This is a genomic window from Mycobacterium sp. (assembly GCF_035570115.1).
GTDB lineage: Bacteria > Actinomycetota > Actinomycetes > Mycobacteriales > Mycobacteriaceae > Mycobacterium.
In genome coordinates, this window is the sequence record NZ_DATMLH010000086.1 from 20162 (window position 1) to 44870 (window position 24709).

Below are 24709 nucleotides of genomic sequence, written 5' to 3' on the forward strand. Positions count from 1 at the left end.
AACCGCTATCTGGCCGCCGTCAACAGCAGCGCCCCGGTTGCCGTCGGCAGACCGGAGGTCACGAGGCACACCTCGGCGTCGCTGACCTGGTTGGTCGAGGTTCCGCGGATCTGTCGGGCCCCCTCGACGATGTGGTTGAGGCCGTGGATGTAGCCCTCCGAGAGGTTCCCTCCCGCAGTGTTGATCGGCAACGCACCGTCGAGTCCAAGCGCACCGCTGGCGGCGAAGGCCCCTCCTTGTCCTTTGGCGCAGAACCCATAGTCCTCGAGTTGCAGCAACACCGTGATGGTGAAGCAGTCGTAGAACTGGGCGACGTCGACGTCGGCGGGGCCCAGACCGGCGCGGCTGTACAACGTCTGAGCCACCCGAGCCGACGGCTGGGTCGTCAGGCTGTCGCGCATCAGCGCGGGAAAGACCAGTCCCGGCTGCTGTCCGGCGTCACCCCCCTGTGCGGCGGCGCGGACGAGCACCGCCGTTGCGGCACCGTCACGGGCCCGGTCGGCTGAGGTCACCACTACCGCACAGGCACCGTCGGTCTCCTGGCAATAGTCGAACAGCCGCAGCGGGTCGGTGACGGGCCGTGACGACAGGTAGTCGTCAAGGCCCATCGGCCGGCCATACATTTGCGCGGCCGGGTTGTTGTTGGCGTGTTCACGGCACGCCATCGCGATGGCGCCCAGCTGCTCGGGCTGGGTACCGAACTCCAGCATGTGCCGCCGTGCTATCAGCGCGAACATCTGCCCGGGTGCCAGCAGACCGTACGGGAGGAAGTACTCGTCATACGATCCGTTTCCCCCCACCGGCAGGTCGGCGTGACGGCCTTGCCCGTAGCGTGCTCCGGAGCGCCCGTTTAGCGAGCGGAACACCAGCACGCTAGTGGCCAGGCCGGCGATGATGGCCGCGCATGCCTGAGCGATCATTCCGGCCGGCGCCGATCCCCCGGTACCGGTGGATCCCCAGTAGTTCAATGCGGGTAGGCCCAAGACGTCGGCGAGGTCGTTGTGGCGGACGTTGTCCTGCTCGCACCGCACGATGCCGTCTATGTCGGCCGGGGCCAGCCCCGCATCGGTGATCGCTGCCGATGCGGCTTCCGCCGCCAACGCCACCTCCGTGCGCCCAGACCTGCGGGTGAAGTCGGTGGCGCCGATGCCAACGATGGCGCAACGGTCGCGCAGGGGGTGCGCGCGCGGGAGACCGACAGTGCTCACCGGGACAGCGTAGCGTCAAATGGACCTAATATGCCAGTATTTGAGGCGGGCGGGGCGATAGGAGGCAGCGTGCAAAGAGCAGTAGCCACCCGGGTGGCGAACGGGCCGGTGGCTGACGTCATCGAGGTCATCACCGAGGATGACCCGGCGCCCCGGCCCGGATGGACCGTCGTCGAGGTCAAGGCCGCAGCGTTGAATCGCCACGACTTGTGGGCGATTCGTGACGGGGGAGGGAGTCCCGACCGGTTCCCATTGGGCCTGGGCTCCGACGTGGCCGGGGTGACCACCGAGGGTCGAGAGGTGCTGGTGCACGCACTCGTCGCTCCCAATGCCTCAGGCGCGGCGGGTGAACTCCTCGATCCCGGTCGGGTCATGCTGGCCGAGGCAACCACCGGAGCATGCGCGACACGTGTGGCGGTGCCGGACCGCAACCTGGTGGACAAGCCGGCCGAACTCAGCTTCACTGCGGCGGCGTGTCTGCCGACCGCTTGGTTGACCGCCTACTCGATGTTGTACCGGAAAGCGCAGATCAGGCCTGGTCAAACCGTACTCGTGCAGGGCGCGGCAGGTGGCGTCTCCACGGCGGCGATCGCCTTGGCGCGCGCCGGCGGGGCCCGCGTCTGGGTCGCGGGGCGCTCGCGCGCGCGCCTCGCGGCGGCAGTGCAGATCGGTGCCGACGACATCTTCGACGCGGGCGCCCGCCTGCCCGAGCGCGTCGATGTCGTGATCGAGACGGTGGGCTCGGCGACGTGGGCGCATTCAGTGCGTGCGGTGCGCCCGGGCGGCGTCGTCGTGGTCGCCGGCGCAACCACGGGCGCGACCGTCGAACTCGACTTAGGCCGTATCTTCCTGCAGCACGTCTCAATCCTCGGTTCGACGATGGGCACCCTCGACGATCTGCGGTTGTTGGCCCGGTTCTGCGCCCTCCACGGCGTGACCCCGCCGGTCGACGCCGTCTACCCGCTCGCGGCAGCGCGGGACGCGGTAGCCCGGCTGGAGTCGGGTGACGCCATCGGAAAGGTCCTTGTTGACCCGTCCGCAGCTAGCGTCAAATGGCCGAAATGATGGTATGTTTGAGATCCATGTTTGGGGGCCTTAGCGCGCCAGTCAACGTAGACAGTGTCCGCACTCGGAGGAAACGGCATGACCAGTACGCTCAACACGAAAGCGCCCGATATCCAGATCGACTTGTACTCCGCGGCGTCCTTCAGCAACGGGCACCCGTTCGAGCAGTATCGCTGGTTACGCGCTAACGCGCCGGTGTATCGCCACCCGGCCCCGGACGGCGGGTTCTTCTGGGCGGTCACCCGCAACGCCGACATCCGTTCCGTGGAACACCATCCCGAGCTGTTCCGGTCAGCGCCAGGGGTGATGATTCTCGACATGAACGTGGAGGCCGGCTTCCTGGCAATGGACGCCCCGCGACACCCGCAATTTCGTAAAGTGGTGGCGCCCATGCTGATTCCCCCGAAGGTCAAGCTGATGCTGCCCAATTTGCAGCAAATCGCGGCCTCGATCGTCGACGAGATCGCCCCCCTGGGTGAGTGTGATCTCGTCGACGCGGTTGCCGGGCGCATGGCCGGCTTCACCGCCGCGGCGTTTCTTGGCATCCCGCGGTCCAGCGGACAGCGCCTGCACGAGCTGTTCATGATCAGCCACAGCTCCCCGGACGTGGTCGGCGAAGAGGCCATGAACGCCGCGACGATGGAGATCGTCGCCATGGGATTTGAGACGTTCGCCGAGAAGCGAGCCCACCCCAGCGACGACGTATTCAGCGCGTACGCCAACATGGAGGTCGACGGACGTCCCATCACCGACTTGGAATTCGTGGGCAATTTCGTCCTGCTGACCGACGGCGGCCTCGACACCTCACGCAACTTGATCTCGGGCGGCATGAAGCTGCTCTTCGACCACCCGCAGGTCCGCCAACAGCTTGTCGACGACATCGACGCTTTGCTCCCGGGAGCCATCGAAGAGATGTTGCGGCTACTGTCGCCCGTCGTCTACATCCGCCGGGTGGCTACCCAGGACACCGAATTGGGCGGGCAAAAGATCGCCGAAGGCGACCGCGTCGCTATCTACTACGGCTCCGGCAACCGCGACGAGGCGGTTTACACCGATCCCGAGGCGTTCGAGATCACCCGCAAGCGCAGTGAGCACATCGCCTTCGGCGGCGGGGGTCCACATTTCTGCGTGGGCTCGCACCTCGGCCGCGCCGAAGGCGCGATCATGATCCGTGAACTACTCACCAGGCTGTCCGACATCGAGCAAGCGGGACCGGAATCCTGGGCCGCCACCAGTCTGACGTCAGGGCTCTCGCGCCTGCCGGTCAGGTTCACCCCACGGTAAGCAAGCCCGCGTGCCGCATCGTGCTATGCGTTCGGTGCCGACCAGGCCTGAGGGGCAACCGTTCCGACACCTGGGGCGTCAACGCGCAGCCTTGACCATAAGTCGACTTATGGTAATCTCGCGTTCCAGGGGTTGTGTGACAGAGGTCATAAGCTGTGGGTCGAAGGACTCATCCAAAGCGGAGCGCTGTCCGGGGATGGGAATTGAATCGAAAGTAGATTAAGGAGAACAATGGGGTTCAAGGACGCGGCGGAGGTCACGAAATACATCGGCGGCATCTTCGAGACCGCCTTCGGCGATGCGGAGATCGGCCCCAAGCTGGTTGACACCGGACTCGTGGTGGCGTTCGACTTCACCGACCCCGAGGCTGTCGTAGTCATCGACATGGCGAACAAATCCGTGCGCGAAGGCCTGGCGGGCGGACCGGCGCCGACGGCGACGATGTCCATGACGGCCGATACCGGAAACGGGTACTGGCAGGGCAAGGTCAATCTGCCGCTGGCCATGGCCAAGAAGAAGATCAAGGTCGAAGGCAACGTGGCGAGCCTGCTCAAGCTGGCTCCGCTCGGCAAGAAGCTCTATCCCGGCTATATCGAGCGACTCAAGCACGACGGTCGCGACGACCTGCTCGTCTAAAAGTATGTTTCCGGGCACCCACGCGGCGTCTGCGCCCGACCGACCGGCCGTGATCATGGCCGAGTCGGGCCGGACGCTAACCTACCGAGAACTTGACGACAATTCGGCTCGGCTGGCCGCAGCGCTATACGGAATGGGCCTGCGCAAGGGCGATGTCATCGCCATGGTCTCGGACAACGCCGCCGAAGCGTTCGAGATTTACTGGGCTGCACTACGTTCCGGTCTGTACATCACCGCCGTGAACTGGCATTTGGCTGCAGAGGAAGCGGCCTACATCCTGCGCGACAGTGGGGCCCGGGTAGTCATAGCCTCTTCTGGTGTGCGAGAACTGGCCGAGCCACTGGTCGACCTGGTTCCGGAGGCGCAGTGGTGGTATTCGTTCGGTGACGCTATCACCGGGTACCTGCCGTATGGCGAGCTGCTGGCCGCGGCAGAACCACGACTGACCGATCAGCCGCGCGGTTCGGAGATGTTGTACTCCTCGGGCACCACCGGACGACCCAAGGGCATCAAGCCGCACCTGCTGCCGATCCAGGTCGACCAACCCGGGGACCCGCTCGTCGGGCTGTTGGAGCACGCCTTCAAGATCACCGGTGATGATATCTACCTGTCGCCTGCGCCGATCTACCACACCGCACCGCTGAGGTGGTGCGGCGGCGTTCAGGCGCTGGGCGGCACGGTGGTTCTCATGGAGCGCTTCGACGCCGAAAAGGCGCTGGCTGCCATCCAGAAGTACCGCGCGACGGTCACCCAGGTGGTCCCGACGATGTTCGTGCGGATGCTGCAATTGCCAGACGCAATCCGCAAAGCCTACGACGTCTCTTCGCTGCGAATGGCGGTGCACGCCGCCGCGCCCTGCCCGCCCGACGTCAAAGAAGCGATGATCGACTGGTGGGGACCGATCCTCGTCGAATACTACGGTGCGACAGAGGGGCATGGCACCACCGTGATCGCCACCGCGGAGTGGAAAACCAAGCGCGGATCGGTTGGCAAAGCCGCACTCGGTGTCCTGCGCATCTGCGACGACGATGGCAACGAGCAGCCGCCGGGCACGATTGGCACCGTCTACTTCGAACGCGACGTCGTGCCCTTCGAATATCACAACGATCCCGAAAAGACCGCTTCCTCAAGGCATCCGGAACACCAGAACTGGTCCACCGTCGGCGACATCGGTTATGTCGACGAAGATGGCTACCTGTTCCTGACCGATCGCAAGTCATTCGTGATCATCTCCGGTGGGGTGAACATCTACCCACAGGAAGTCGAGAATGTCCTGGCACTGCACCCGAAAGTCTTCGACGTCGCGGTGATCGGCGTGCCCGACCCGGAAATGGGCGAACAGGTCAAAGCAGTAGTCCAATTACGGCCCGGGACAACACCATCCGCCGAATTGGCCGATGAGATCATCAACTACGTCCGGGACCGTATCGCGCGTTACAAAGCACCCCGCACCGTCGACTTCGTCGACGAGCTACCCCGGACAGCCACCGGGAAGCTCGTGAAGAGAACTCTCAAAGCCCGCTACATGGAGGCAACCGCATGACTACAGAGATACCGCCGAAGATCGACCGCCCGCCCTTCGATCCGGTAAGCATCTCGCCGTTGGATTTCTGGGCGCGAAGCTTTGACGAGCGCGAGAAGGCGTTCAAAATCCTTCGCGACGAAAGCCCGGTCAGCTGGCACCACCCGATCGAGGGCTCCTTGATGGAGCCCGAGGTCGACGGCGTCTGGGTGGTCACGCGCCACGAGGACGTCAGCTACGTCAGCAAGAACCCAGAGATCTTCTGCTCCGGGCAGGGCATCACGTTCGAGTCCGTACCCGAAGAGATGCTCGAGGCCGCCCAGTCCTTCCTGGGCATGGACGGCGCGAAGCACTCGAGCCTGCGAAGGCTCGTCAGCTCGGTCTTCACCCCGCGGCAAGTCGCCACGATCAAGGACCAGATCGATCACCAGGCGAAGTCGATCATCGACGATCTGCTCAAGACGACGGAGGGTGACTTCGTCCAGCAGGTGTCCAAGCGTCTGCCGATGTGGACCATTTACGAGATGCTTGGCTTACCCGAGGACGAGCGCGATGAGGCTGCGCACCTGGCCGAGGGCATGGTGGCCTGGGCCGATCCCGATGTCGCCGCCGGTCGTGAACCCGCCGAAGTGCTGACCGATTCGCTGGTCGGACTGCTCAATATCGGGATCGGTTTGGCCGAGAGCCGGCGTGCACATCCGCAGAACGACCTGATGACCTCGCTGGTGCAGGCCGAGGTCGACGGGCGGCGGCTCACCGACGACGAGCTGGGCCCGTACTTCGTCCTGCTCTCGGTGGCGGCGAACGACACCACCCGCACCACTACCACCTTCACCACGATTGCTTTGCAGCAATTTCCCGAGCAGAAAGCGTTGCTGGAGAAGGATTTCGACGGGCGCATCAAGGTTGCCATCGAGGAGTTCGTTCGCTGGACGACCCCGGTGATGACGTTCCGCCGCACCGCCACCCAGGACACCGAGCTACGTGGCCAGCACATCCGCGAGGGCGACTGGGTGACGATGGTCTACTCGTCGGCCAACCGCGACGAGCGGGTGTTCACCAACCCTTACGAATTCGACATCACCCGATCGCCTAACCCCCACGTTGCATTCGGGGGCGGTGGCGCGCACTTCTGCATGGGTGCTTTCATGGCGAAGATGCAGCTGGAATCCATCTTCCGTGAGCTGATCTTCCGGGCGCCGAACCTGCGGGTCGGCGAACCCGAGTATCTGACCGGAAACTTCATCACCGCAGTCAAATCCCTGCCCTACACCCTCGACTAGGAGAGCCATGACTGACTTTTCCGGCAAGCGCTACGTCGTCACCGGCGCGGCATCAGGCATCGGCCATGCGGTCGCCGAGCGGTTGCTGGCCGCGGGCGCGGAGGTTCACTGCCTGGACCGAAACCAACCGAGCGCCAAGGTAACCCAACACATCGAGGTCGATCTGGCGAATCCGCACAGCATCGACACCGCCGTGGAACAACTCGGCGGCGAGTTCGACGGCCTGATGAACGTTGCCGGCATCCCCGGCACCGCGCCGGCCGACTTGGTGTTGGCCGTCAACAGCCTGGCGGTGCGTCACTTGACCGAGTCGTTCTTCGAACGACTGAAGCCGAGCGGTTCGGTCACAATCGTGTCGTCGACCGCCGGCTTCGGCTGGCCGCTGCGTCTTGACGCGATCCGCGACTTGCTGGCCACCGATACCTTCGAGGAGGGCGCGGCCTGGTTCAAGGCCCACCCGCAGCAGGGTAATGCGTACAACTTCTCCAAAGAAGTCACCACCGTCTACGCCATGTCGATGGGTTTGGCGTTGGCCGAGATGGGATTTCGGATCAACGCGGTGCTGCCCGGGCCGGTAGAGACGCCGATCCTGGTTGACTTCGAGGAGTCGATGGGCAAGGACACCCTCGACGGATTGAAGAACCTGCTTGGCCGGCACGCCGACCCGGGCGATATCGCCGATGTGGTGCTGTTTTTGGCTTCCGACGATGCCCGCTGGGTCAACGGCCAGGCGATTGCCGTCGACGGCGGCATCACCGGGGCGGTGGCAAGTGGCGTAGTGCCGGCCCCCGAAATCTAAGGTTAGCGGGGAGAATCTATGACCATTCATGCACCAGACACGACCGGCAGCGCCGGCGTGCTCACCGACCTGCGGCGGGTGTTCGCCGCCGGCCGCACCCGCGCCCTGGAATGGCGGCTAGAACAGCTGCGCGCGATCGAGCGCTTACTCGACGAGCGGGAGCCGGAGATCGCCGCGGCGCTGGCCGAAGACCTGGGCCGCTCGCCGGCGGAGGCGTGGCTGGGTGATGTCGCCTCGACCAAGGCCGAAGCTACTTATGCACGCAAGCATGTGCGGAGGTGGATGCGCAGGCGGCGGGAGTCGTTGCCCTTGGCGCAGCTACCTGGTCGGGCGTGGGTGCAGTACGACCCGCTGGGCGTCGTGCTGGTCATCGGGCCGTGGAATTATCCGCTGTACCTGAGCCTGGCGCCGCTGGTTGCCGCGGTGGCCGCGGGCAACTGTGCGGTCATCAAGCCCTCCGAGCTGGCGCCCGCCACCTCGGCGCTGTTGGCGCGGTTGCTTCCGCAATATGTCGATGCAGAGGCCGTGCGCGTCATTGAGGGCGATGCCGCCACCACTCAGGAGTTGCTGGCGGCGGGATTCGATCACGTTTTGTTTACCGGCGGCACGGAGGTCGGCAAGAAGATCATGGCCGCGGCCGCGCCGACCCTGACCCCGGTCACGCTGGAACTGGGCGGCAAAAGTCCGGTAATCGTTACGGCTGACGCCGACATCGATGTTGCGGCGCGACGCATCGCCTGGGTGAAGCTGTTGAATTCGGGCCAGACCTGCATTGCGCCGGACTATGTGCTGGCCGATCACAGCATCGTTGCCGATTTGGTCGACAAGATTGTCGCCAATGTCCGCGATTTCCGGGCGGACGAGGTGGATTCGGGGTTGCGGATCGTCAACCAACGTCAGTTCGACCGACTGGTTTCGCTGATCAGCACCACCGACGGCAAGGTCGTCACCGGAGGCCGCTCGGACGGCGCCACGCTGCGGATCGAACCGACATTGATCGTCGACCCGTCACCGACTGATCCGGTGATGGCCGATGAAATCTTCGGCCCGCTACTGCCTGTCCTCACCGTCGAATCCCTCGACCAGGCCGTGCAGTTCGTCAACAGCCGTCCGAAGCCCTTGGCGCTATACGTCTTTTCCTCTGGGCAGCTTGGCCGCGACCTGATCGACCGCATCCCGTCCGGCGGCGCGGTGATCAACCACGTCGCCATGCATTGTCTGGTGCCCTCACTGCCGTTTGGTGGTGTCGGCGCCAGCGGCATGGGCGCCTATCACGGCAGGTGGGGCTTCGAAACACTCAGCCACCGCCGCGCGGTGTTGGCCAGGCCGGCAAGACCCGATCCACGTCTGGTCTATCCGCCCTACAGCCAACGGGCCCTCAGCATCATGCGGAGGCTGTTCTGATGAAAGTCAAAGTCGACACCGCCAGGTGTTCGGGAATCGGATTGTGCGAAGTCACCGCACCGACGGTGTTCCAGGTCGGTGACGACGGCCAGTCGCACGCAATCAATCCCGAACCGCCAGAAGACGATCGAGCAGCAGTCGAAGAGGCTGTGAGCAACTGCCCGACCAGCGCGCTGTCAATCGAGGACTAAGACGCGATCACAATGGCTGACATCACCACCGCTGAACCGCACCGCTTCGTCGTAAAGCTGGACGGCCGTGCCGGTCTTCCCCGCGCGGCGCTGGGCAACAAGGGCTACGGCATTGATGCGATGCGGCAAAACGGGTTGCCGGTGCCGCCGGCGTTTTGCATCACTACGGAGGTGTGTGCGAGGTTCTTCGCCGACCCTCGTGGCTGTCTTGATGACATCTGGGGTGAGGTGCGCCAGATGATGCAGTGGCTGGAGGTCGAGACCTCACGCACGTTCGGGCGCGGTCCGCGGCCGCTGTTGGTCAGTGTGCGTAGCGGGGCGGCGCTGTCGATGCCCGGGATGATGGACACGGTGCTTGACCTTGGCATCGACGATGGGGTCGAAGATGCGCTCGCGGCGGTGGCGGGTGGGGAGTTCGCGGGCGATACGCGCAACCGATTTAGCGGTATGTACCGGCGCATCGTGTTGGGTGGGGACGAACACGCTGAGGTGCCCGCCGATCCCTGGGCGCAGCTGCGGGGAGCGATCGAGGCGGTCTTCGCGTCGTGGAACAGTGCGCGGGCGATCACCTACCGCGCGCACCACGGTCTGAGCGATGCGGCTGGCACCGCGGTTGTCGTGCAGGCCATGGTGTTTGGCAACTTGGCGGATAACTCGGGTACTGGGGTTCTGTTCTCCCGTAACCCGATGACCGGTGCCAACGAGCCGTTCGGTGAATGGCTGGCGGGAGGCCAGGGCGAAGATGTCGTCTCGGGCAGCGTCGACGTTGAACCCGTCGCCGCGCTGCGTGATGAGCAACCGGCCGTCTATGAGCAGCTGATGGCCGCGGCGCAGACGCTGGAGCGGCTTGTCGCCGAGGTGCAGGACATCGAATTCACCGTCGAGGAGGGCACACTGTGGCTGCTGCAGACTCGGGTGGCCAAACGGTCGGCTCAGGCCGCGGTGCGCCTGGCATTGCAGTTGTGCCGCGAGGGATTGATCGACGATGCGGAGGCATTGCGCCGGGTCACCCCCGCCCAGGTCGAGACTTTGCTGATGCCCTGCTTGCAACCCGAAACCCGGTTGGCGGCAACACTGTTAGCCAAGGGCCTGCCGGCGTGTCCGGGCGTGGTGTCGGGTAAGGCCTACACCGACGTCGATGAGGCGCTCGATGCCGCCGACGAAGGGCACGATGTCATCTTGGTCCGCACGGCGACCAGCCCCGACGATGTGCAGGGCATGCTGGCTGCCCGAGGCATCGTCACCGAGATTGGTGGAGCAACATCGCATGCCGCGGTGGTGAGCCGGGAGATCGGCCGACCGGCCGTGGTGGGGTGCGGCGCCGGGGTGGCCGCGGCCCTTGCCGGCAAGCTGATCACCGTTGACGGTGCTGAAGGGGAAGTGCGCGAGGGGATTCTGCAACGCACGGCCTGGTCGGAGAGCGACTCGCCTGACCTGGCTGAGCTCGCCGAGATCGCCCGCCGCGAGAGCCCGCTCCGTGCCCACGTGAGCGGCGACTACGAGGTGCTTGACGACACCTCTCCGGCGGCGGTTGCCGGTGCGCTTGCCGCCGGCCATACCGATGTCATCTCACCGCATCCGCTGATCACTATGCTCATTGCGCTACGACTGAATGAAGACACGAAGGGACTGGCCAATGTCTGAGTTGACTGTGTTGCAGGCCGTCCGACTCAAAGGCCGGGTTAGCGAGGCTGATCTGGTTGCCACCCTGGGTGAAGACGCCGCTGATGTCGCGGCGACGTTAGCGCAACTGACCGCCGCCGGACTGCTGGTCGAAGGGAAGACCTTCCGGATCAGCGCCGAGGGACGCGAGCGGCTCAACGCCCTGCTGGCAAACGAGCGTTCCGGTGTCGACCAGAACGCCCTGGCCGAAACGTACGGCGATTTCCGGGTCGTCAACAACGAATTCAAGGCGCTGGTATCGGACTGGCAGATCAAAGACGGTCAACCTAACTCACACGACGACGCCGAGTATGACGCCGCGATAGTGAACCGCCTCGACACCCTGCATCAGCGGGTGTCGCCCATCGCTGCCACGATCACCACGCTATTGCCTCGGCTAAGTGCATATGCTGCGAAACTGAACTCGGCCTTAGGCAAGGTCAAGGCCGGCGACGCAACATGGTTCGCTCGGCCGATCATCGACTCCTACCACACCGTGTGGTTCGAATTGCACGAGGAGCTCATTGGCGCCTCGGGCCTCACTCGCGAAGAGGAAGCCAGGGCCGGGCACGCGGATTAGCCAGCACCCGAGGGCATTCCTTGCCGGCTGCGCGGGGGATTTTGATCCGCGCCGGCCCGTCCGCTCCGTCGAGCGATACCGGGATCGGCCATTGTCCTGCCGGCCGGACTATCCAAACCCCGGAGGCCGGTATCCCAGCCAGGATCGTTTAATCTAAAATAGAATCTGGTTGAGAGGAGGTGATGGTATGAGTTCTGTGTTGACCGAGGAAGAACGGCTACTGGTCCAGACAGTTCGGACGTTCGTCGACCGTGACGTCAAACCGACGGTCCGTGACGTCGAACACGCCAACGAGTATCCCGAAAAGTGGATCGAACAAATGAAGCAGATCGGGATCTACGGGTTGGCGATTCCTGAAGAGTATGGCGGTTCGCCGGTATCCATGCCTTGCTATGTGCTGGTGACCCAGGAGTTGGCGCGTGGCTGGATGAGCCTGGCCGGCGCGATGGGCGGACACACCGTGGTGGCCAAATTACTCACGCTGTTCGGCACCGAGGAGCAGAAAAAGACCTATCTCCCTGTGATGGCCACCGGCGAGGTCCGCGCGACGATGGCGCTCACCGAACCTGGCGGCGGTTCCGACCTGCAGAACATGACCACCAACGCGCTTCCCGACGGGGAGGACCTGGTGATCACCGGCGCAAAAACCTGGATCTCCAACGCACGCCGCTCAGGCGTCATTGCCCTACTCTGCAAAACCGATCCGAAAGCAACGCCGAGGCACACCGGCATCTCGATTGTGCTCGCAGAGCACGGCCCGGGCCTGACGGTGTCGCGTGATCTGCCCAAGCTCGGCTACAAAGGCGTGGAAAGCTGCGAGCTGTCCTTCGACGGCTACCGCATTGCCGGATCGGCGATCCTCGGCGGCGTGCCCGGCAAGGGGTTTGCGCAAATGATGAAAGGCCTGGAGACCGGCCGCATCCAGGTCGCCTCCCGTGCGCTCGGCGTGGCGACCGCCGCCCTCGAGGATGCGCTTGCTTACGCGCAGCAGCGGGAGAGTTTCGGCCAGCCGATCTGGAAACACCAAGCGATCGGCAACTATTTGGCCGACATGGCAACAAAACTCACTGCTGCCCGACAGCTCACCCTCTATGCAGCCGAGCGCTATGACAGCGGTGAGCGCTGCGATATGGAGGCCGGCATGGCCAAGCTGTTCGCGTCGGAAGTGGCGATGGAGATCGCACTGAATGCCGTGCGGATCCACGGCGGTTACGGCTATTCCACAGAGTTCGACGCTGAACGTTACTTCCGGGACGCGCCATTGATGATTGTCGGCGAAGGCACCAATGAGATCCAGCGCAATGTAATCGCTGCCCAACTCGTCGCCCGCGGCGGTATCTGAATGGCTCGACGCCGCGCGCTTTTTGGGCCTGCGTGAGCATGCCGCGGTCCGTCACTGCCGAGCGGCGTGTGCTCGGCGACAATCCCTTTGGTGTCGAGCCCGGGCTGGACCTGTTGCATGCGCCGTCAGTCGACGTGCCGGGCTGGAGCGAGACCATGTATTTCCACGCCTGGTCACCGCAGGATGGTGTTGGGGTGTTCGTGCATACCGGCCGGTGGCCCGCTGACCTTGACTTGTGGTGGGCTCAGGTAATCGCGATGCTGCCGGACGGCGAGCTACTGGTGGACCGGTCGTGGGGGCGAGCTGTCGACGCGCGCGGCCCCGCGACGGGAAACCTGCGAGTCACATGCACGACTCCGCTGCGCGGTTGGCGGTTGGCATTCGACGGGGCAGGCGCTGTCTGCGACTTGGCCACGATGGCGACTGGCCCGGTCGGTGCCGGGCCGGCGCGCGCTTTCTCCTTCGACCTCGAGCTGCAAGCCGTCGCCCCGGTGTGGGACATGCACGGCGCGTTGGGTATCGACGGCTTGAGTTGGGCGTCGTTTCATCACACCCAAGGGTTCCGCGCGACTGGGCGGCTGACCGCGGGCTCCCGGAGCTGGGACGTCGATGGTGTTGCTCATCGAGACCATTCCAGCGGCCCGCGGGACATCGGAGGCCTCGGCGGGCTGCATTTCTTCGTGGTGGTCTTCCCCCGTACCGATCGCGTCGTCAACGGTCTGGTGAATTGGCGCCGCGACGGTCAGGTGGACCACCGCACCTTTTGCATCCAGCAAGCCGGCATCTGTGAGATCGGGACCGACGTCAGGGTCACCGGCCTGCACAGCATCGCCACCCACCAGCCGCACGCGATGACTATCACCCTGTCGCGGGCCGACGAGTCGACAGAGGTATTCAAAGCCTCTCGGTTGCATGGCTATTCGCTGACTTACCTGCAGCCCAACGAGAACATCAACGGGGTCGACCTGGTGTCGCAGCCCGACCCCGTCATCGTCACCCAGAGCACAGTGCATGCGGTTGCCGCCGACGGCGAGGTCGGTTACGGGGTCATCGAGCGTGACTACCGGCCGTCCATGCTCCCTTCAACGGAGGAACGCTAGAGTGCCGTCGAATCAGCCGCGACGCGCCACCGAGCTGACTCCCGACGAGCTGGCCGCCAGCCCGGTCCACTGGCCCGGGGCCAAGCTGCGCTGGACGACGGCCAATGTCGATGAGGGTCTGCCCGGAACGGTGACGCCGCTGACCTGGTCGATGTACTTCCCGCCGACCGAGTCCACGATGCGCGGTTGTTGGGTGGATCTTGGTGTGCTGCCGAAATCGCGGCGGCCGATTCCGGACGACGTCGATGGTCGATTCTTTTCCGTTGCCTACGGTCACGCCATTGGCAACCTCGACCTGCTGGGCCGCATGGCGGCGCAGGTGCCGGGCGGCTCGGCCGCGCTGATGGAGGCGCAGGTGTTCGGATCTGTGCAGCGCGGCGGTGAGCCCGAGCTCACCGGCCTGCGCAAGATGCGTCGTTATCCGTTCGTGGTGGCGAAGTTTCCTCGCGCGCTGCGGCGCGCGATGCGCAACCTTGAGCCATGCGCTGAAGAGACCGCACGGTGGTGGCAGGCCACGGTTTTCGAACCCCAACGGCTAACCGGCGATTCGGCCGTGGGCGCGCTCGTCGAGGCGCGTCGCCGGTTCGACGGGATCCTGGTCATTCACATGGTGTTGTCCATGGCGTGCCAGGGGGTGATGGGTCGAGTCGAGACCATGGCGATCAAAGCCGGGCTGGAGGGCCTGCAGCACGAGCTCATCAAGAGCGACGAGGGGACCGCCGAGTTCGATCTGGTCCGAGACCTGTGGCAGTTGTCGGCCGACAGGATTACCGTCGAAGATTTCCTGCGTCGGCATGGCTATCACGGGCCGCGCGAGGGCTTGGTGGAATCGACGGTATGGCGGGAGGATTCGCAGCCCGTCGTCGAGCTGGCCGCCACCTACCGGTCGCGGCGCGGGGCCGAGGATGTGGATCAGCTGGTGCGGCGGCGCCGCCGCGAACACGCCGTCGCCGTCCAGCGCCTGGAGCAGGTTCTCGGTCCGATCCGGTCGATACCGGCGAGGGCGCTTGTCCGCTTTGCCGCGCACGCACCGACATGGCGCGAGACCGGCCGTGCCAGCATGTTGCGGGCCATTGACGTCGGCCGCGCGGCGTCCCGCGTCGTCGGCCGTGACCTCGCCGACGCCGGAGTGCTCGACGATCCAACAGACGTGCGATTCCTGACCATCGACGAGCTCGCCCGCGGTAATCGTGGCGGCTGGGCCGACCTGGTCAGCCAGCGCCGGTCTGATCATGCGATGTTCGACCGGATGGTGCTTCCGCACGTATGGCGTGGCGAGCCTGACTTCGAGATCGGCGCCCGGGTCGCTGACGTGGCGGCTGACCGCCGGCCTGACACGGTCGAGGGCTTAGGGGTTAGCGCCGGCATCGCCGAGGGAACCGTGCGCGTCGTCCGCGATCTCGACGACGCCGACATCGACGAGGGCACTGTCCTGGTGTGCCGGGCGACCGATCCCAGCTGGGCTGCGCTGTTTCCGCTTGCCGAAGCGGTGGTCACCGACGTGGGCAGCGCCATGAGCCACGCCGCCATCGTCTGTCGCGAATTGGGATTGCCCTGCGTCGCCGGTACCCGGACCGGCACCACCACGTTGCGCGACGGCATGCGGGTGCGGGTGGACGGCACAACCGGCCGGGTAGAGATCCTCCAGAGCGCGCCAACGGCGTAGCGCAGCGCAAAGCGTCAGTAGACCTGCCGGATTTCGGCCGTATTCGAAAGCGGCCGATTGTGGGGTTTCTCGGTCAGAGATCGGCTGGGAAGGGGTCGTTCTGGCCGCTGGAGTACGGGTCCACGTCGGCCTTCCGGCGTTGCGCCACCAGCTCCTTGAGCACACCCAGTCGGCCACCTTTGTCCTCGAGGTGGAAGTGTTTGAGCATGATGCGCGCCGCGTTTTGGCCGGGCATACCGCTGATGCCGGCCACCGGGTGGGTACCCGACCCCGTCAGGTAGAGGCCCTCGACCGGGGTCTTGTACCCCGCGAAGCCGGCCACCGGCTTGTTCGGGCCGAAGCGGCTAAGGGTGGGGTCGACATGGTAGACCGAGCCGTCGATCGCCCAGAACCGCTCCTCGATATCGGGCAACACCAACGGGCGCACGGCCACCTGCATGTCCTCGACGCCCTTGTAGTACATCTCGGCGTCTTTGATGATGCTGTCGGTAATTGCCTTGCGCGCGACGTCCCAGCCGTCCTCGGGGTAGGACGGGGTCAGGCCGGTCCAGAACCACCACAGATCCTTACCCGGGGGCGACATCGACGGATCGAACGAGTTAGTCACCTGAGCCAGGCCGGGAATGGCGTCGGGCACCTTGCCTCGCACACAGGAGCGCGCGGCCTCCAGGGCCTGTTCGTAGGTGTGGTAGCAGTTGCACGCCTGGCGCAGGTCAATGCCATCACCACGCCACTTCTCGTGCCTGGACATGTCGACCCGGCCCGACAGCGCGACGTTGACCTTAGCGTCGGCGATACCGCGCTTGCGGGTGGGAATGTGATCGGCAGCGTTTTGCTTCTTGGGCTCCAAGACACCGCGCGGCAGCAGCCGGGTCAGCGTGGTCTTCGGGCTGCACGCGGTGAGAACCGCACGGCGGGCACGGATTTCGGCGCCACCCCTGATCCGCACGCCAGTGCAGCGGTTGTTGGTGACGATCAGCTCCTCGACGGGCGAGCTGGTGATCACGTCCCCGTGGTTGTCCTTGATGACACCAATCAGCGCCTTGGGCAGCGATCCGGTGCCGCCGTGGAACATCGCCACGCCATACTTGCTCAGCACACCCAGATAGATCAGCGACCACCCAGACATATCGGCGTCGAACGGCATGAACGGCAGACTGGTCAGCAACGGTGCCCGGATCATGTCGTGCTCGAAGCTCTCCTCGACGGCCTCGGCCTGCGAGCTCGACATCCAGCGACCGAGGGCGACCAATTGCTTACGGTTCTTCACCACCGCGCGCGCCGACTTCAGGATGCTCTTGATCTCGGGCTCGGTGACACTGGTCTGCATCATCGGCAGGCCGATCTCGACCGCGGCGTCGATTACCTCGTAGAGCTCCAGCAGCGCGCGGGCGTCCTTCTTCGAGAAGTACTCCAGCTCGCCCGCGGTCTTGCGCGGGTTGCGCCACAAACCCAGCGATGCGCCGTCGGCGGAGAGTTGGAAGTGCGCGGGATCGATGACCGTCTGGCGCAGCCCATAATTGCGTGACAGTCCGAGGTCGCGGTCGATGGTGGTGGTCCGGAACAGTGACGCCTGGATCGAGGCCTCGTTGATCATGTACTCCGGCGCCTCGGGTGCAAAGGGATTCGTCGAGGTCATACCGCCAGCGGTGGGGGACGCCTCGACGACGAGTACGTCGAGCCCGGCCTTGGCCAGATATGCGGCCGCAACCAGGCCGTTGTGTCCGGATCCGACCACGACAACGTCGGCGTCGCGCGGCGGGGGAGTGTGTTTCATGACCAGTCCTTCGATCGCCGGGGGAGCGGGCGCCGCCCGCTCGGACGTGAATCTAACCGCGATTAAAATTATATCGGACGGGATTCGCCATGTCGACGAAGCCTACTCTCGTCCGACCGGGCGTTGGGTGCCGCCGCTCGATTAGGCCCGCGTATGGGATGAAGCTGCGAACGTATGTTCTTGACCCAGTGCATATGGGCACTATTCTCGTTGCAGCGAAGAGCAAGCCGCCTATATGGGTGTCAAGGTACAAGTAAGTGCTCGTTAACGCTGTTGAAGGGAGCTTTGTCGCCATGGTCGAAATTTGCGACTTCCGGGTTGAGATCTCCGAGGCCGACATCGCCGATCTGCGCAGTCGCCTGGAGCGGACACGATGGCCAGATGGCGAAACCGTGTCCGACTGGTCGCAGGGCATCCCGCAGGATTACGTTCGCGAGCTGGCCCGCTACTGGGCGAGCGACTACGACATGCACCGGGTCGCCAACCGGCTCAATGCTTATCCGCAGTTCCGCGCGACCATCGGTGATTTGGGTATCCACTTTCTGCATGTACGCTCCCCGCATCGCGATGCGCGGCCGCTGATCTTGACCCATGGCTGGCCTGGCTCGGTGGTCGAATTTCTTGACGTGGTCGGTGCGCTGACCGATCCGGAACGGTTCGGCGGGCACGCCGACGACGCCTTTCACGTGGTCATCCCATCCTTGCCCGGATACGGGTTCAGTGACAGGCCAACAACACCAGGGGTGGGCATCGAGCGAATCGCCGAGGCTTGGAACCGACTCATGGTCGCCCTGGACTACCGCCACTACTACGCGCAGGGGGGCGACTGGGGCGCGTTCGTGACGGCGGCGATGGGTGTCGAACCCCCCGCCGGCCTGCTCGGCATCCACGTCAACCTTGCACTGGCCTCGCCGGAGGCGCTGGCCGGGCTCGGTGAACTGACCCCCGACGAGCAGGCAGCCGGGGGCTTGCCGGCGTACATGCAGCAAGAGGGCGCCTACGCCGTACAGCAGGCAACCCGGCCACAGACGTTGGGCTACGGGCTGGCCGACTCGCCGGTCGGTCAACTTGCCTGGATCACCGAGAAGTTCTACGCCTGGACCGACTGTGACGGGCACCCGGAAAACGCAGTGTCGCGAGACGTCATCCTGGACAACGTGATGCTGTACTGGTTGACCAACACCGCTGCTTCCTCGGCGCGCTTGTACTGGGAAAGCTTCTCGATGATCAGCTCATTTGACCAGGTCGCCGTGCCCTCGGCGTACACCCGGTTCCCGAAGGAAATCGTCAGGGTCAGCCAACGATGGCTTCGCACCAGGTTCACCGACCTTCGCTACTACCACGCCGTCGCCAAAGGCGGCCACTTCGCCGCCTTGGAACAGCCGCAGATTTTCGTCGACGAGATGCGCGCCAGTGTCCGGGCGCTCACCTGAATGCCTGCATATGCCGTGTGATCGGCTGGCGCATTTTCGAATACGACGGTTAGCAACGACATTCGCCGCACCGGCGTCGCATGTCCTCCGCATTGGTCCAGTGCGTCAGTAGTTGCCGCTAGTGGCGCAGGATCCCGGTCGCCAGCAGCCTGTCGGCCGCTCGCAGCCCGGTGGTGGTCGCCGCTTCGATGTTCTGGATGCTCTGCGAGTCGCCGGCGAGCTGGATACGCGTGTCTTCCTCGCAGAGCCTGCGGAACTTGCCCAGCTCGCGGTAGAAGCCGATCGGATTGACCTCGAGATACCACCGACGGACCTCGGCGAACTCCACCGTGGGAACGATTTGGGGCAGGATCGTGCCGACTCCCTCCAGTACGGCGCGGCGGATGTCATCGTCATCGTCGTCGCAGTGGTCACGACACCAGGTGTCAAGCAACGCCACCGACATCAAGCCCTTGCTCTCGGGCGCGCGCCCGGGCGCCTTGTAATGATCGAACATCAACCCGGTCACGAACGGATGTGTGGATTCGGGCACCAGGATGTAGGTGGTGTCCAGCGGTGGGCGTTGGGACAGACCAACATTGACGACCAGCAGGCGATTGTTGTTGACCCGCCGCAGAAAGCCCTTCCGCCAGTCGTCAAGCTGGGGAACCATCTCCGCAGTAACCCTTCCCGGGGTGGCGACGATGCACGCGGCGGCCCGTTCGACCCGCGGTGTCCCGCTAGCGTCGGTCCACTTGACGGTGACACCGCCACCAATCTCCTCGATATTGTTGACATTGGCACCCAGATCGACCTTCTTGTCCTGTGCGATGCGTTCGGCGTAGGAGTTCATGCCGTCCTTGAACGCCAACAGCTTCGCCCCACCGAGCAGCGTGAGCAGCGCGAGAAAGTCCACTCGCGACGTGTCGGCGCCGTTGGTGGCCGAGATGCCGCGCATCAGCGCGCCGATCAGAAATTCCTGCAGCTCCGGGCTCAGGTGCGACTCCGCCCAGTCGCGCACGGACTCGGTGTCGTAGCGGCCCGCGCCCGGAATCCGGTCGTAGAGAGCCCGTCTCGAGCGCACCAACTCCGGCCCGAGCTTGACCAGCTCAGCCTTGGCCCGCGGCGACAGCAGCTTGGTCTTGAGGATCGCCGAGACCAGGTGGTCGCCGTCCAGATCATGCAGCACACCGTCGCGCATGACGCTGAGCACGAACCTCCCGGCAACGACGTCGTCGCCCATCCCGATCTCGTCAGCGATCGACAGCACATTGCGGTAGGTGCTGGTGATGAAGAAGGCGCCGTTATCGACGATGAATCCACCCCGGTAGGTTGTGGACATCTTGCCGCCCACCCGGTCTGCGGCGTCCAGTAGCCGAACTGAAACGCCCGCTCGGGCCAGCCGCTGCGCCGCCGCCAGCCCTGAAGGGCCGGCTCCGACGACGATGACATCACCAGGATCCGGCCCCGGTGCCGCCCCGCTCACCACCTCACACCCGAAGTGCAATCAACGATTCAGGACGCCGGGGTCGCCGGGTCAGTCCATCGTCGAGTGCGGCGTTAATCGCAGTACCGATCGGCGCGGTTCCCAGCCGGGCGTTGTTGCTGACCTCGAAATCGCATATGCCCCAGCGGTTGTTATCGCCCGGGAGCCACACGTCACAGATCGAATCGACGTAGTAGACGTTGTGCAGGTGCGCCACGACAGCATCCATCGGGTCGGCTTGCAGTGTGAACACCTCGTCGTTCGGCATCGACCAGCGCACCTGACCGCCACGATGGGTCAATCCATCGGGTTCGAGGTATGTCACGGCGTCGACGTCGACGGCGTAGTCGATCTGGCCGTCGCGCACAAGATAACCCACCCTTACCAGTGAGTCGTCCGAGGCATGCCACAAGATCGAGCCGAAAGAAAGATCAGGGCCAAAGGTTCCGGAGATCCATCGGTGACTCTTTAGCGTCATCGTGTTCCGCAAGCCCCATGAGTGGTCCCGATGGTACATCCCGTTGATGTCATAGCTGCGGCCGTCGATACGCACGCGACCCGAAATCCGTCCGGAGGTCTCGTAATGGTCTTTAGCGAAGTCCTGCGCCATGCTGCTGCTCGGCGGAAAAAAGTCGGTGAGCGGATAGAACTTGTCCATGGTCAGGTCTGCGTAGACGCCGGGCTCGTCGATCACCAGCCGCGGCGCTCCCTCATCGACGTGCCACTGTGAACCCCCCGCGCGGAATCCTCGCTCGGTGGTCACCTGCTCCAGCGGCAGCTGAAAGTCGTTGCGGCGGTACCGGATGCCGTCGGCGGTAGCCACAAAGCACTGCAATGCCGCGCGACCGCCTCGTGGCCGATTGGGCTCGTGGCCGATCCTGCTCACACCGCCCACCCCCGCCACCCGGTCATACCAATGGACGAACACACTTTCCTGCCATTCCGAGTCCTCGGTGTCAGGTTCGTGGCTGCCTTCGTCAGCGATGTCGTAATGCTTGCTCATCGTCCTCGACCTACCGCCCCGAGCACGCTTCTGAATGGGTTGAGCATCGTGGGCCCTCTCTCCTGGCATCTGCAGATGCTTGCCGCACTTCTCCGGATAGCCAAGACATCATTCAGTCGGCGAGAGATCAGGCGGCCGCGGCCCATGATAGTGGCGAATGATCGTATATTCAATGTTGAAAGAATTTTCAGCTAGCTGCCGTCGATCGCCACCCTCGTCGGTTGCGCGGGGCCACTGACCGCGGTTTGCTGCGACGGTATGCTCTAGCCCTAGCAGGCACAATGATGGAACGCGACCCGTTCAGCACCCAACGAGACGTCGGCTTGGCCGTCGGCGCGGAGTTGAATGCGGCCGGATTCGACGATGCCGACGAAATCGGGCGCGGTGGTTTTGGGATCGTCTACCGGTGCTCCCAGCCGGGCCTGGACCGGGCAGTGGCGGTCAAAGTTCTCACGGCCGAACTCAACGAGAACCGGGAGCGGTTCTTGCGCGAGCAACGTGCGATGGGCCGCCTTACTGGACATCCCAACATTGTCGGCGTACTTCAGGTCGGCGAAACCGAAAGCGGCTATCCATATCTCGTCATGCAGTACCACCGAGAGGGGTCGTTGGAAGCACGGATTCGTCGGCTCGGGCCGCTGGCTTTGGACGAGGTCCTGCGGCTCGGGGTGAAGATGGCTGGCGCGCTGGCAACCGCACATCGGCTCGAAATAATTCACCGAGACGTCAAACCCGGAAACATTTTGTCGACCGAGTACGGCGAGCCGGCGTTGAGCGATTTTGGAATTGCGCACATCTCCGGTGGCTTCAAGACTGCCACCGGCACCTTCACCGGCTCGCCCGCATTCACCGCGCCCGAGATCCTCGGCGGTGATCCACCGACCGAGGCGTCGGACGTCTACGGTCTCGGCGCCACCCTGTTCTGCGCCCTCACCGGCCACGCGGCCTACGAACGCCGCAGCGGTGAGCAGGTCGTGGCGCAGTTTTTGCGGATCGCCACCGAGTCGGCGCCGGATCTGCGCGAGTCGAGCATCCCCGAAGACGTCTCGTCGGTAGTCGAGAAGGCAATGTCTCGCGATCCAAACGGTCGCCCGACAGCTATCGAACTGGGTGAAGAGCTGCGGAGGGTTCAGGCGAGCCACGGTTTTTGTGTCGACGAGATGGCGCTGCGAGGCGAAGCCGTCGACGTGGCCGAGCGGCGACACGTCGCAGGGGTTCGCTCGCTGCGGGGCAACATTCCTGTTGAGCTGACCAGCTTTATCGGTCGGCGCGCGGAACTGACCGAGCTGAAAAAGCTGCTGTCAACGTCGCGCCTGGTGACGTTGACGGGATTGGGCGGAGTGGGAAAGACCAGGTTGGCGCTGCGGGTGGCCGGCGAGCTGCGGCAGGATTTCGCGGACGGCGTCTGGCTGATCGAATTGGATGAGCTACACGACGGATCGCTGTTGGTCGACGTGGTGGCTGCCGGCTTGGGCTTGCGGGACGACTCAGCTCGATCATTGCTCGAAGGGCTGGTCGATTTCCTGAGCGCGCGCAACCTGCTGCTGGTGCTCGACAACTGTGAGCAAGTCGTCGAGGCAGCCGCGCAGCTGACGAGTGCCCTGCTGCGGGGGTGCCCGGACCTGCGGATCATCACCACCAGCCGTGAGCGCCTGGGCGTCGATGGGGAGTCGGAGCTGCGGCTGTCGCCGCTCGCGGTGCCGGATGCCGACTCCGTGCCGACGCTGGGTGGAGTGCCTCAACACGACGCGGCGACGTTGTTCACCCAGCGGGCGGCGTCGGCGGTGCCCGGATTCACGCTCACCGACGAGAACAAGGCGACGGTGGCCCGCATCTGTCACCAGCTGGACGGATTGCCCTTGGCAATCGAGCTCGCGGCCGCACGACTGCGTGCCATGTCACTCGAACAAATTTCCGACAGGCTATCCGACCGGTACGCGTTGTTGACGCGTGGAAGCCGAGGGGCGCCGAACCGGCAGCAGACGCTGCGCTGGAGCGTCGGCTGGAGCTACGACCTATGCAGTCCGGACGAACAACAGCTGTGGAGCCGACTGTCGGTCTTCGCCGGAAGCTTTGAACTCGAGGCGGCGGAAGACATTTGCGGCGGGGAATGGTCCGCGGACGAGTTCCTCGATCTGCTGTCATCCCTGGTCGACAAATCGATTTTGAACCGGACGGAAACGCGCGGAGCGGTGGGCTTCCGGTTACTCGACACACTCCGTGATTTCGGCAGGGAACAGATCCAACAAACCGACGCATACGTGGATCTGCGGCAACGGCACCTGGACTGGTACCGAAGGCTCGCAAGTAAGACCGCGACCGAATGGTTCGGTCCGCGGCAGATCGACTGGATCGAGCGCGTCGGACGGGAGATGCCAAACCTGCGCGAGGCACTGGAGTTTGGCCTGCAGCACTCCCCGGAGACCGCGGTCGAGATCGCCGCTGCCATCCATCCGGTGTGGACTGCGCGTGGAATGCTCAGCGAAGGACGTCGTTGGTTGGACCGTGCGCTGGCCACTACCGTGGCCGAACCGGGCCGGGCATGGGTGATGGCGCTATATGGTGCCGCAGCGATCAGCGGGCTTCAGGGTGACACGTCGGCTGAGGAGGCCCGCGTCACGGCGATGGGCGCGTTGGTCGAACAGATGACAGACCCGGTAGCGCGTGGTCTGTTCGCTATTGCCGACGGGTTCAAGTCGCTGGTAACCGGCAAATTCGACCGAGCCTGCACATGTTTGCAGGCCGGCCTTGATGCCGGCGACGATCCGATGGTGCGGCTTCTGGCGATGTGCCTCCTCGGGTGGGCACACGAATTCCGCGGTGAAACCCAAGAGGCCGCTCGTTGGGTCGAACGAGCGCTGGCCTTCGCGGAATCGCGCGGTGAGTCGGTGTACCGATCATGGGTGATGTGGACGGCGGGGATCGTCCAGTTGCGTCATGGCGAAATCGACCGCGCGGCAGAGACATTGAGCGAATCCCTGCGGTTGACGCATCGACTCAACGATCCGCGCAATGCCGCGACATGCCTGGAGGGTTTGGCCTGGATCGCCGGTGTCAGACACAACCCGCAGTTGGCCGTCACGCTGATGGCGGTCGCTGAGTCGTTGGGCCTTGCGGTGGGAACCGGTTCCACAGTGGTATTTCCCGCCCTACTCGGGCACCACCGTGATTGTGAACGCCACGCTCGGGAAGCGTTAGGCGAAGAGGGATTCGAGACCGCCCGTCAGAAAGGCCGATCACTCGACTTCGACGAGGCGGTTGCCTACGCACTTGGCGGGTGAGTTTCATT

At 64.5% G+C, this 24709-nt stretch carries 19 protein-coding genes; 15 read left to right on the forward strand and 4 right to left on the reverse strand.

Translation table 11 applies throughout. The annotated features are described in order from the left end of the window. Positions 1–5: 5 nt before the first annotated feature. The gene (locus tag VNW74_RS06725) at positions 6–1208 is read right to left on the reverse strand and encodes a thiolase C-terminal domain-containing protein (RefSeq protein WP_325675821.1); all 1203 of its coding nucleotides are present in this window, start codon (positions 1206–1208) and stop codon (positions 6–8) included. A 69-nt stretch (positions 1209–1277) separates the two neighbouring features. Between VNW74_RS06725 and VNW74_RS06730 the strand changes: the two genes are divergently transcribed. The 13 genes from VNW74_RS06730 to VNW74_RS06790 all read left to right on the forward strand — a co-directional run bounded on the left by VNW74_RS06730 (position 1278) and on the right by VNW74_RS06790 (position 15742). Beyond that, a complete protein-coding gene (locus VNW74_RS06730) occupies positions 1278–2273 on the forward strand; it encodes a zinc-binding dehydrogenase (protein ID WP_325675822.1) in 996 nt (331 codons plus the stop codon). A gap of 78 nt (positions 2274–2351) precedes the next feature. Continuing rightward, positions 2352–3557, forward strand: coding sequence for a cytochrome P450 (locus VNW74_RS06735; protein ID WP_325675823.1), 1206 nt, complete (start codon positions 2352–2354; stop codon positions 3555–3557). Positions 3558–3788: 231 nt separating this feature from the next. Next, positions 3789–4193, forward strand: coding sequence for an SCP2 sterol-binding domain-containing protein (locus VNW74_RS06740; protein ID WP_325675824.1), 405 nt, complete (start codon positions 3789–3791; stop codon positions 4191–4193). Positions 4194–4197: 4 nt separating this feature from the next. Then, on the forward strand, positions 4198–5736 hold the full coding sequence (locus VNW74_RS06745; RefSeq protein ID WP_325675825.1) for an acyl-CoA synthetase: 1539 nt from the start codon (positions 4198–4200) through the stop codon (positions 5734–5736). Continuing rightward, a complete protein-coding gene (locus tag VNW74_RS06750) occupies positions 5733–6998 on the forward strand; it encodes a cytochrome P450 (protein ID WP_325675826.1) in 1266 nt (421 codons plus the stop codon). The genes VNW74_RS06745 and VNW74_RS06750 overlap by 4 nt, the downstream gene beginning before the upstream one ends. A gap of 7 nt (positions 6999–7005) precedes the next feature. After that, entirely contained in the window at positions 7006–7797 is a 792-nt protein-coding gene (locus VNW74_RS06755; RefSeq protein WP_325675827.1) for a coniferyl-alcohol dehydrogenase, read from the forward strand. Positions 7798–7815: 18 nt separating this feature from the next. Then, positions 7816–9201, forward strand: a complete 1386-nt coding sequence (locus VNW74_RS06760) for an aldehyde dehydrogenase family protein (protein WP_325675828.1) — start codon at positions 7816–7818, stop codon at positions 9199–9201. Beyond that, positions 9201–9392, forward strand: coding sequence for a ferredoxin (locus tag VNW74_RS06765; RefSeq protein ID WP_325675829.1), 192 nt, complete (start codon positions 9201–9203; stop codon positions 9390–9392). Before VNW74_RS06760 ends, VNW74_RS06765 begins: the two co-directional genes overlap by 1 nt. A 12-nt stretch (positions 9393–9404) precedes the next feature. Continuing rightward, entirely contained in the window at positions 9405–11036 is a 1632-nt protein-coding gene (locus tag VNW74_RS06770; protein ID WP_325675830.1) for a pyruvate, phosphate dikinase, read from the forward strand. After that, complete coding sequence (locus VNW74_RS06775; RefSeq protein WP_325675831.1) at positions 11029–11634, forward strand: MarR family transcriptional regulator; 606 nt, start codon at positions 11029–11031, stop codon at positions 11632–11634. The genes VNW74_RS06770 and VNW74_RS06775 overlap by 8 nt, the downstream gene beginning before the upstream one ends. Before the next feature lie 187 nt (positions 11635–11821). Further along, positions 11822–12976: an acyl-CoA dehydrogenase family protein gene (locus VNW74_RS06780; RefSeq protein ID WP_325675832.1), complete on the forward strand. Its 1155-nt coding sequence runs from the start codon at positions 11822–11824 to the stop codon at positions 12974–12976. A gap of 38 nt (positions 12977–13014) precedes the next feature. Next, a complete protein-coding gene (locus VNW74_RS06785) occupies positions 13015–14076 on the forward strand; it encodes a hypothetical protein (protein WP_325675833.1) in 1062 nt (353 codons plus the stop codon). A gap of 1 nt (position 14077) precedes the next feature. Then, entirely contained in the window at positions 14078–15742 is a 1665-nt protein-coding gene (locus VNW74_RS06790) for a PEP-utilizing enzyme (RefSeq protein ID WP_325675834.1), read from the forward strand. A gap of 73 nt (positions 15743–15815) precedes the next feature. Here VNW74_RS06790 and VNW74_RS06795 read toward each other — a convergent pair whose 3' ends face one another. Next, complete coding sequence (locus VNW74_RS06795) at positions 15816–17519, reverse strand: NAD(P)/FAD-dependent oxidoreductase (protein WP_325675835.1); 1704 nt, start codon at positions 17517–17519, stop codon at positions 15816–15818. 293 nt (positions 17520–17812) lie between these two features. Between VNW74_RS06795 and VNW74_RS06800 the strand changes: the two genes are divergently transcribed. Next, a complete protein-coding gene (locus VNW74_RS06800; RefSeq protein ID WP_325675836.1) occupies positions 17813–18952 on the forward strand; it encodes an epoxide hydrolase in 1140 nt (379 codons plus the stop codon). 118 nt (positions 18953–19070) lie between these two features. Here VNW74_RS06800 and VNW74_RS06805 read toward each other — a convergent pair whose 3' ends face one another. Beyond that, positions 19071–20417: a protoporphyrinogen/coproporphyrinogen oxidase gene (locus VNW74_RS06805; RefSeq protein WP_325675837.1), complete on the reverse strand. Its 1347-nt coding sequence runs from the start codon at positions 20415–20417 to the stop codon at positions 19071–19073. Between the two features lie 4 nt (positions 20418–20421). Continuing rightward, the gene (locus VNW74_RS06810; RefSeq protein ID WP_325675838.1) at positions 20422–21420 is read right to left on the reverse strand and encodes a DUF7065 domain-containing protein; all 999 of its coding nucleotides are present in this window, start codon (positions 21418–21420) and stop codon (positions 20422–20424) included. A 281-nt stretch (positions 21421–21701) separates the two neighbouring features. On the opposite strand from VNW74_RS06810, the gene VNW74_RS06815 reads away from it, so the two are divergent. Beyond that, positions 21702–24701: a protein kinase domain-containing protein gene (locus tag VNW74_RS06815; RefSeq protein WP_325675839.1), complete on the forward strand. Its 3000-nt coding sequence runs from the start codon at positions 21702–21704 to the stop codon at positions 24699–24701. The last annotated feature ends 8 nt before the right edge of the window (positions 24702–24709 follow it).

Bases quoted from the DNA above. Each gene is read 5' to 3' on its own strand.
- VNW74_RS06735 (WP_325675823.1), top strand. From the start codon at position 2,352: ATGACCAGTACGCTCAACACGAAAGCGCCCGATATCCAGATCGACTTG.
- VNW74_RS06740 (WP_325675824.1), top strand. From the start codon at position 3,789: ATGGGGTTCAAGGACGCGGCGGAGGTCACGAAATACATCGGCGGCATC.
- VNW74_RS06745 (WP_325675825.1), top strand. From the start codon at position 4,198: ATGTTTCCGGGCACCCACGCGGCGTCTGCGCCCGACCGACCGGCCGTG.
- VNW74_RS06750 (WP_325675826.1), top strand. From the start codon at position 5,733: ATGACTACAGAGATACCGCCGAAGATCGACCGCCCGCCCTTCGATCCG.
- VNW74_RS06755 (WP_325675827.1), top strand. From the start codon at position 7,006: ATGACTGACTTTTCCGGCAAGCGCTACGTCGTCACCGGCGCGGCATCA.
- VNW74_RS06760 (WP_325675828.1), top strand. From the start codon at position 7,816: ATGACCATTCATGCACCAGACACGACCGGCAGCGCCGGCGTGCTCACC.
- VNW74_RS06765 (WP_325675829.1), top strand. From the start codon at position 9,201: ATGAAAGTCAAAGTCGACACCGCCAGGTGTTCGGGAATCGGATTGTGC.
- VNW74_RS06770 (WP_325675830.1), top strand. From the start codon at position 9,405: ATGGCTGACATCACCACCGCTGAACCGCACCGCTTCGTCGTAAAGCTG.
- VNW74_RS06775 (WP_325675831.1), top strand. From the start codon at position 11,029: ATGTCTGAGTTGACTGTGTTGCAGGCCGTCCGACTCAAAGGCCGGGTT.
- VNW74_RS06780 (WP_325675832.1), top strand. From the start codon at position 11,822: ATGAGTTCTGTGTTGACCGAGGAAGAACGGCTACTGGTCCAGACAGTT.
- VNW74_RS06785 (WP_325675833.1), top strand. From the start codon at position 13,015: ATGCCGCGGTCCGTCACTGCCGAGCGGCGTGTGCTCGGCGACAATCCC.
- VNW74_RS06795 (WP_325675835.1), bottom strand. From the start codon at position 17,519: ATGAAACACACTCCCCCGCCGCGCGACGCCGACGTTGTCGTGGTCGGA.
- VNW74_RS06800 (WP_325675836.1), top strand. From the start codon at position 17,813: ATGGTCGAAATTTGCGACTTCCGGGTTGAGATCTCCGAGGCCGACATC.
- VNW74_RS06810 (WP_325675838.1), bottom strand. From the start codon at position 21,420: ATGAGCAAGCATTACGACATCGCTGACGAAGGCAGCCACGAACCTGAC.
- VNW74_RS06815 (WP_325675839.1), top strand. From the start codon at position 21,702: ATGATGGAACGCGACCCGTTCAGCACCCAACGAGACGTCGGCTTGGCC.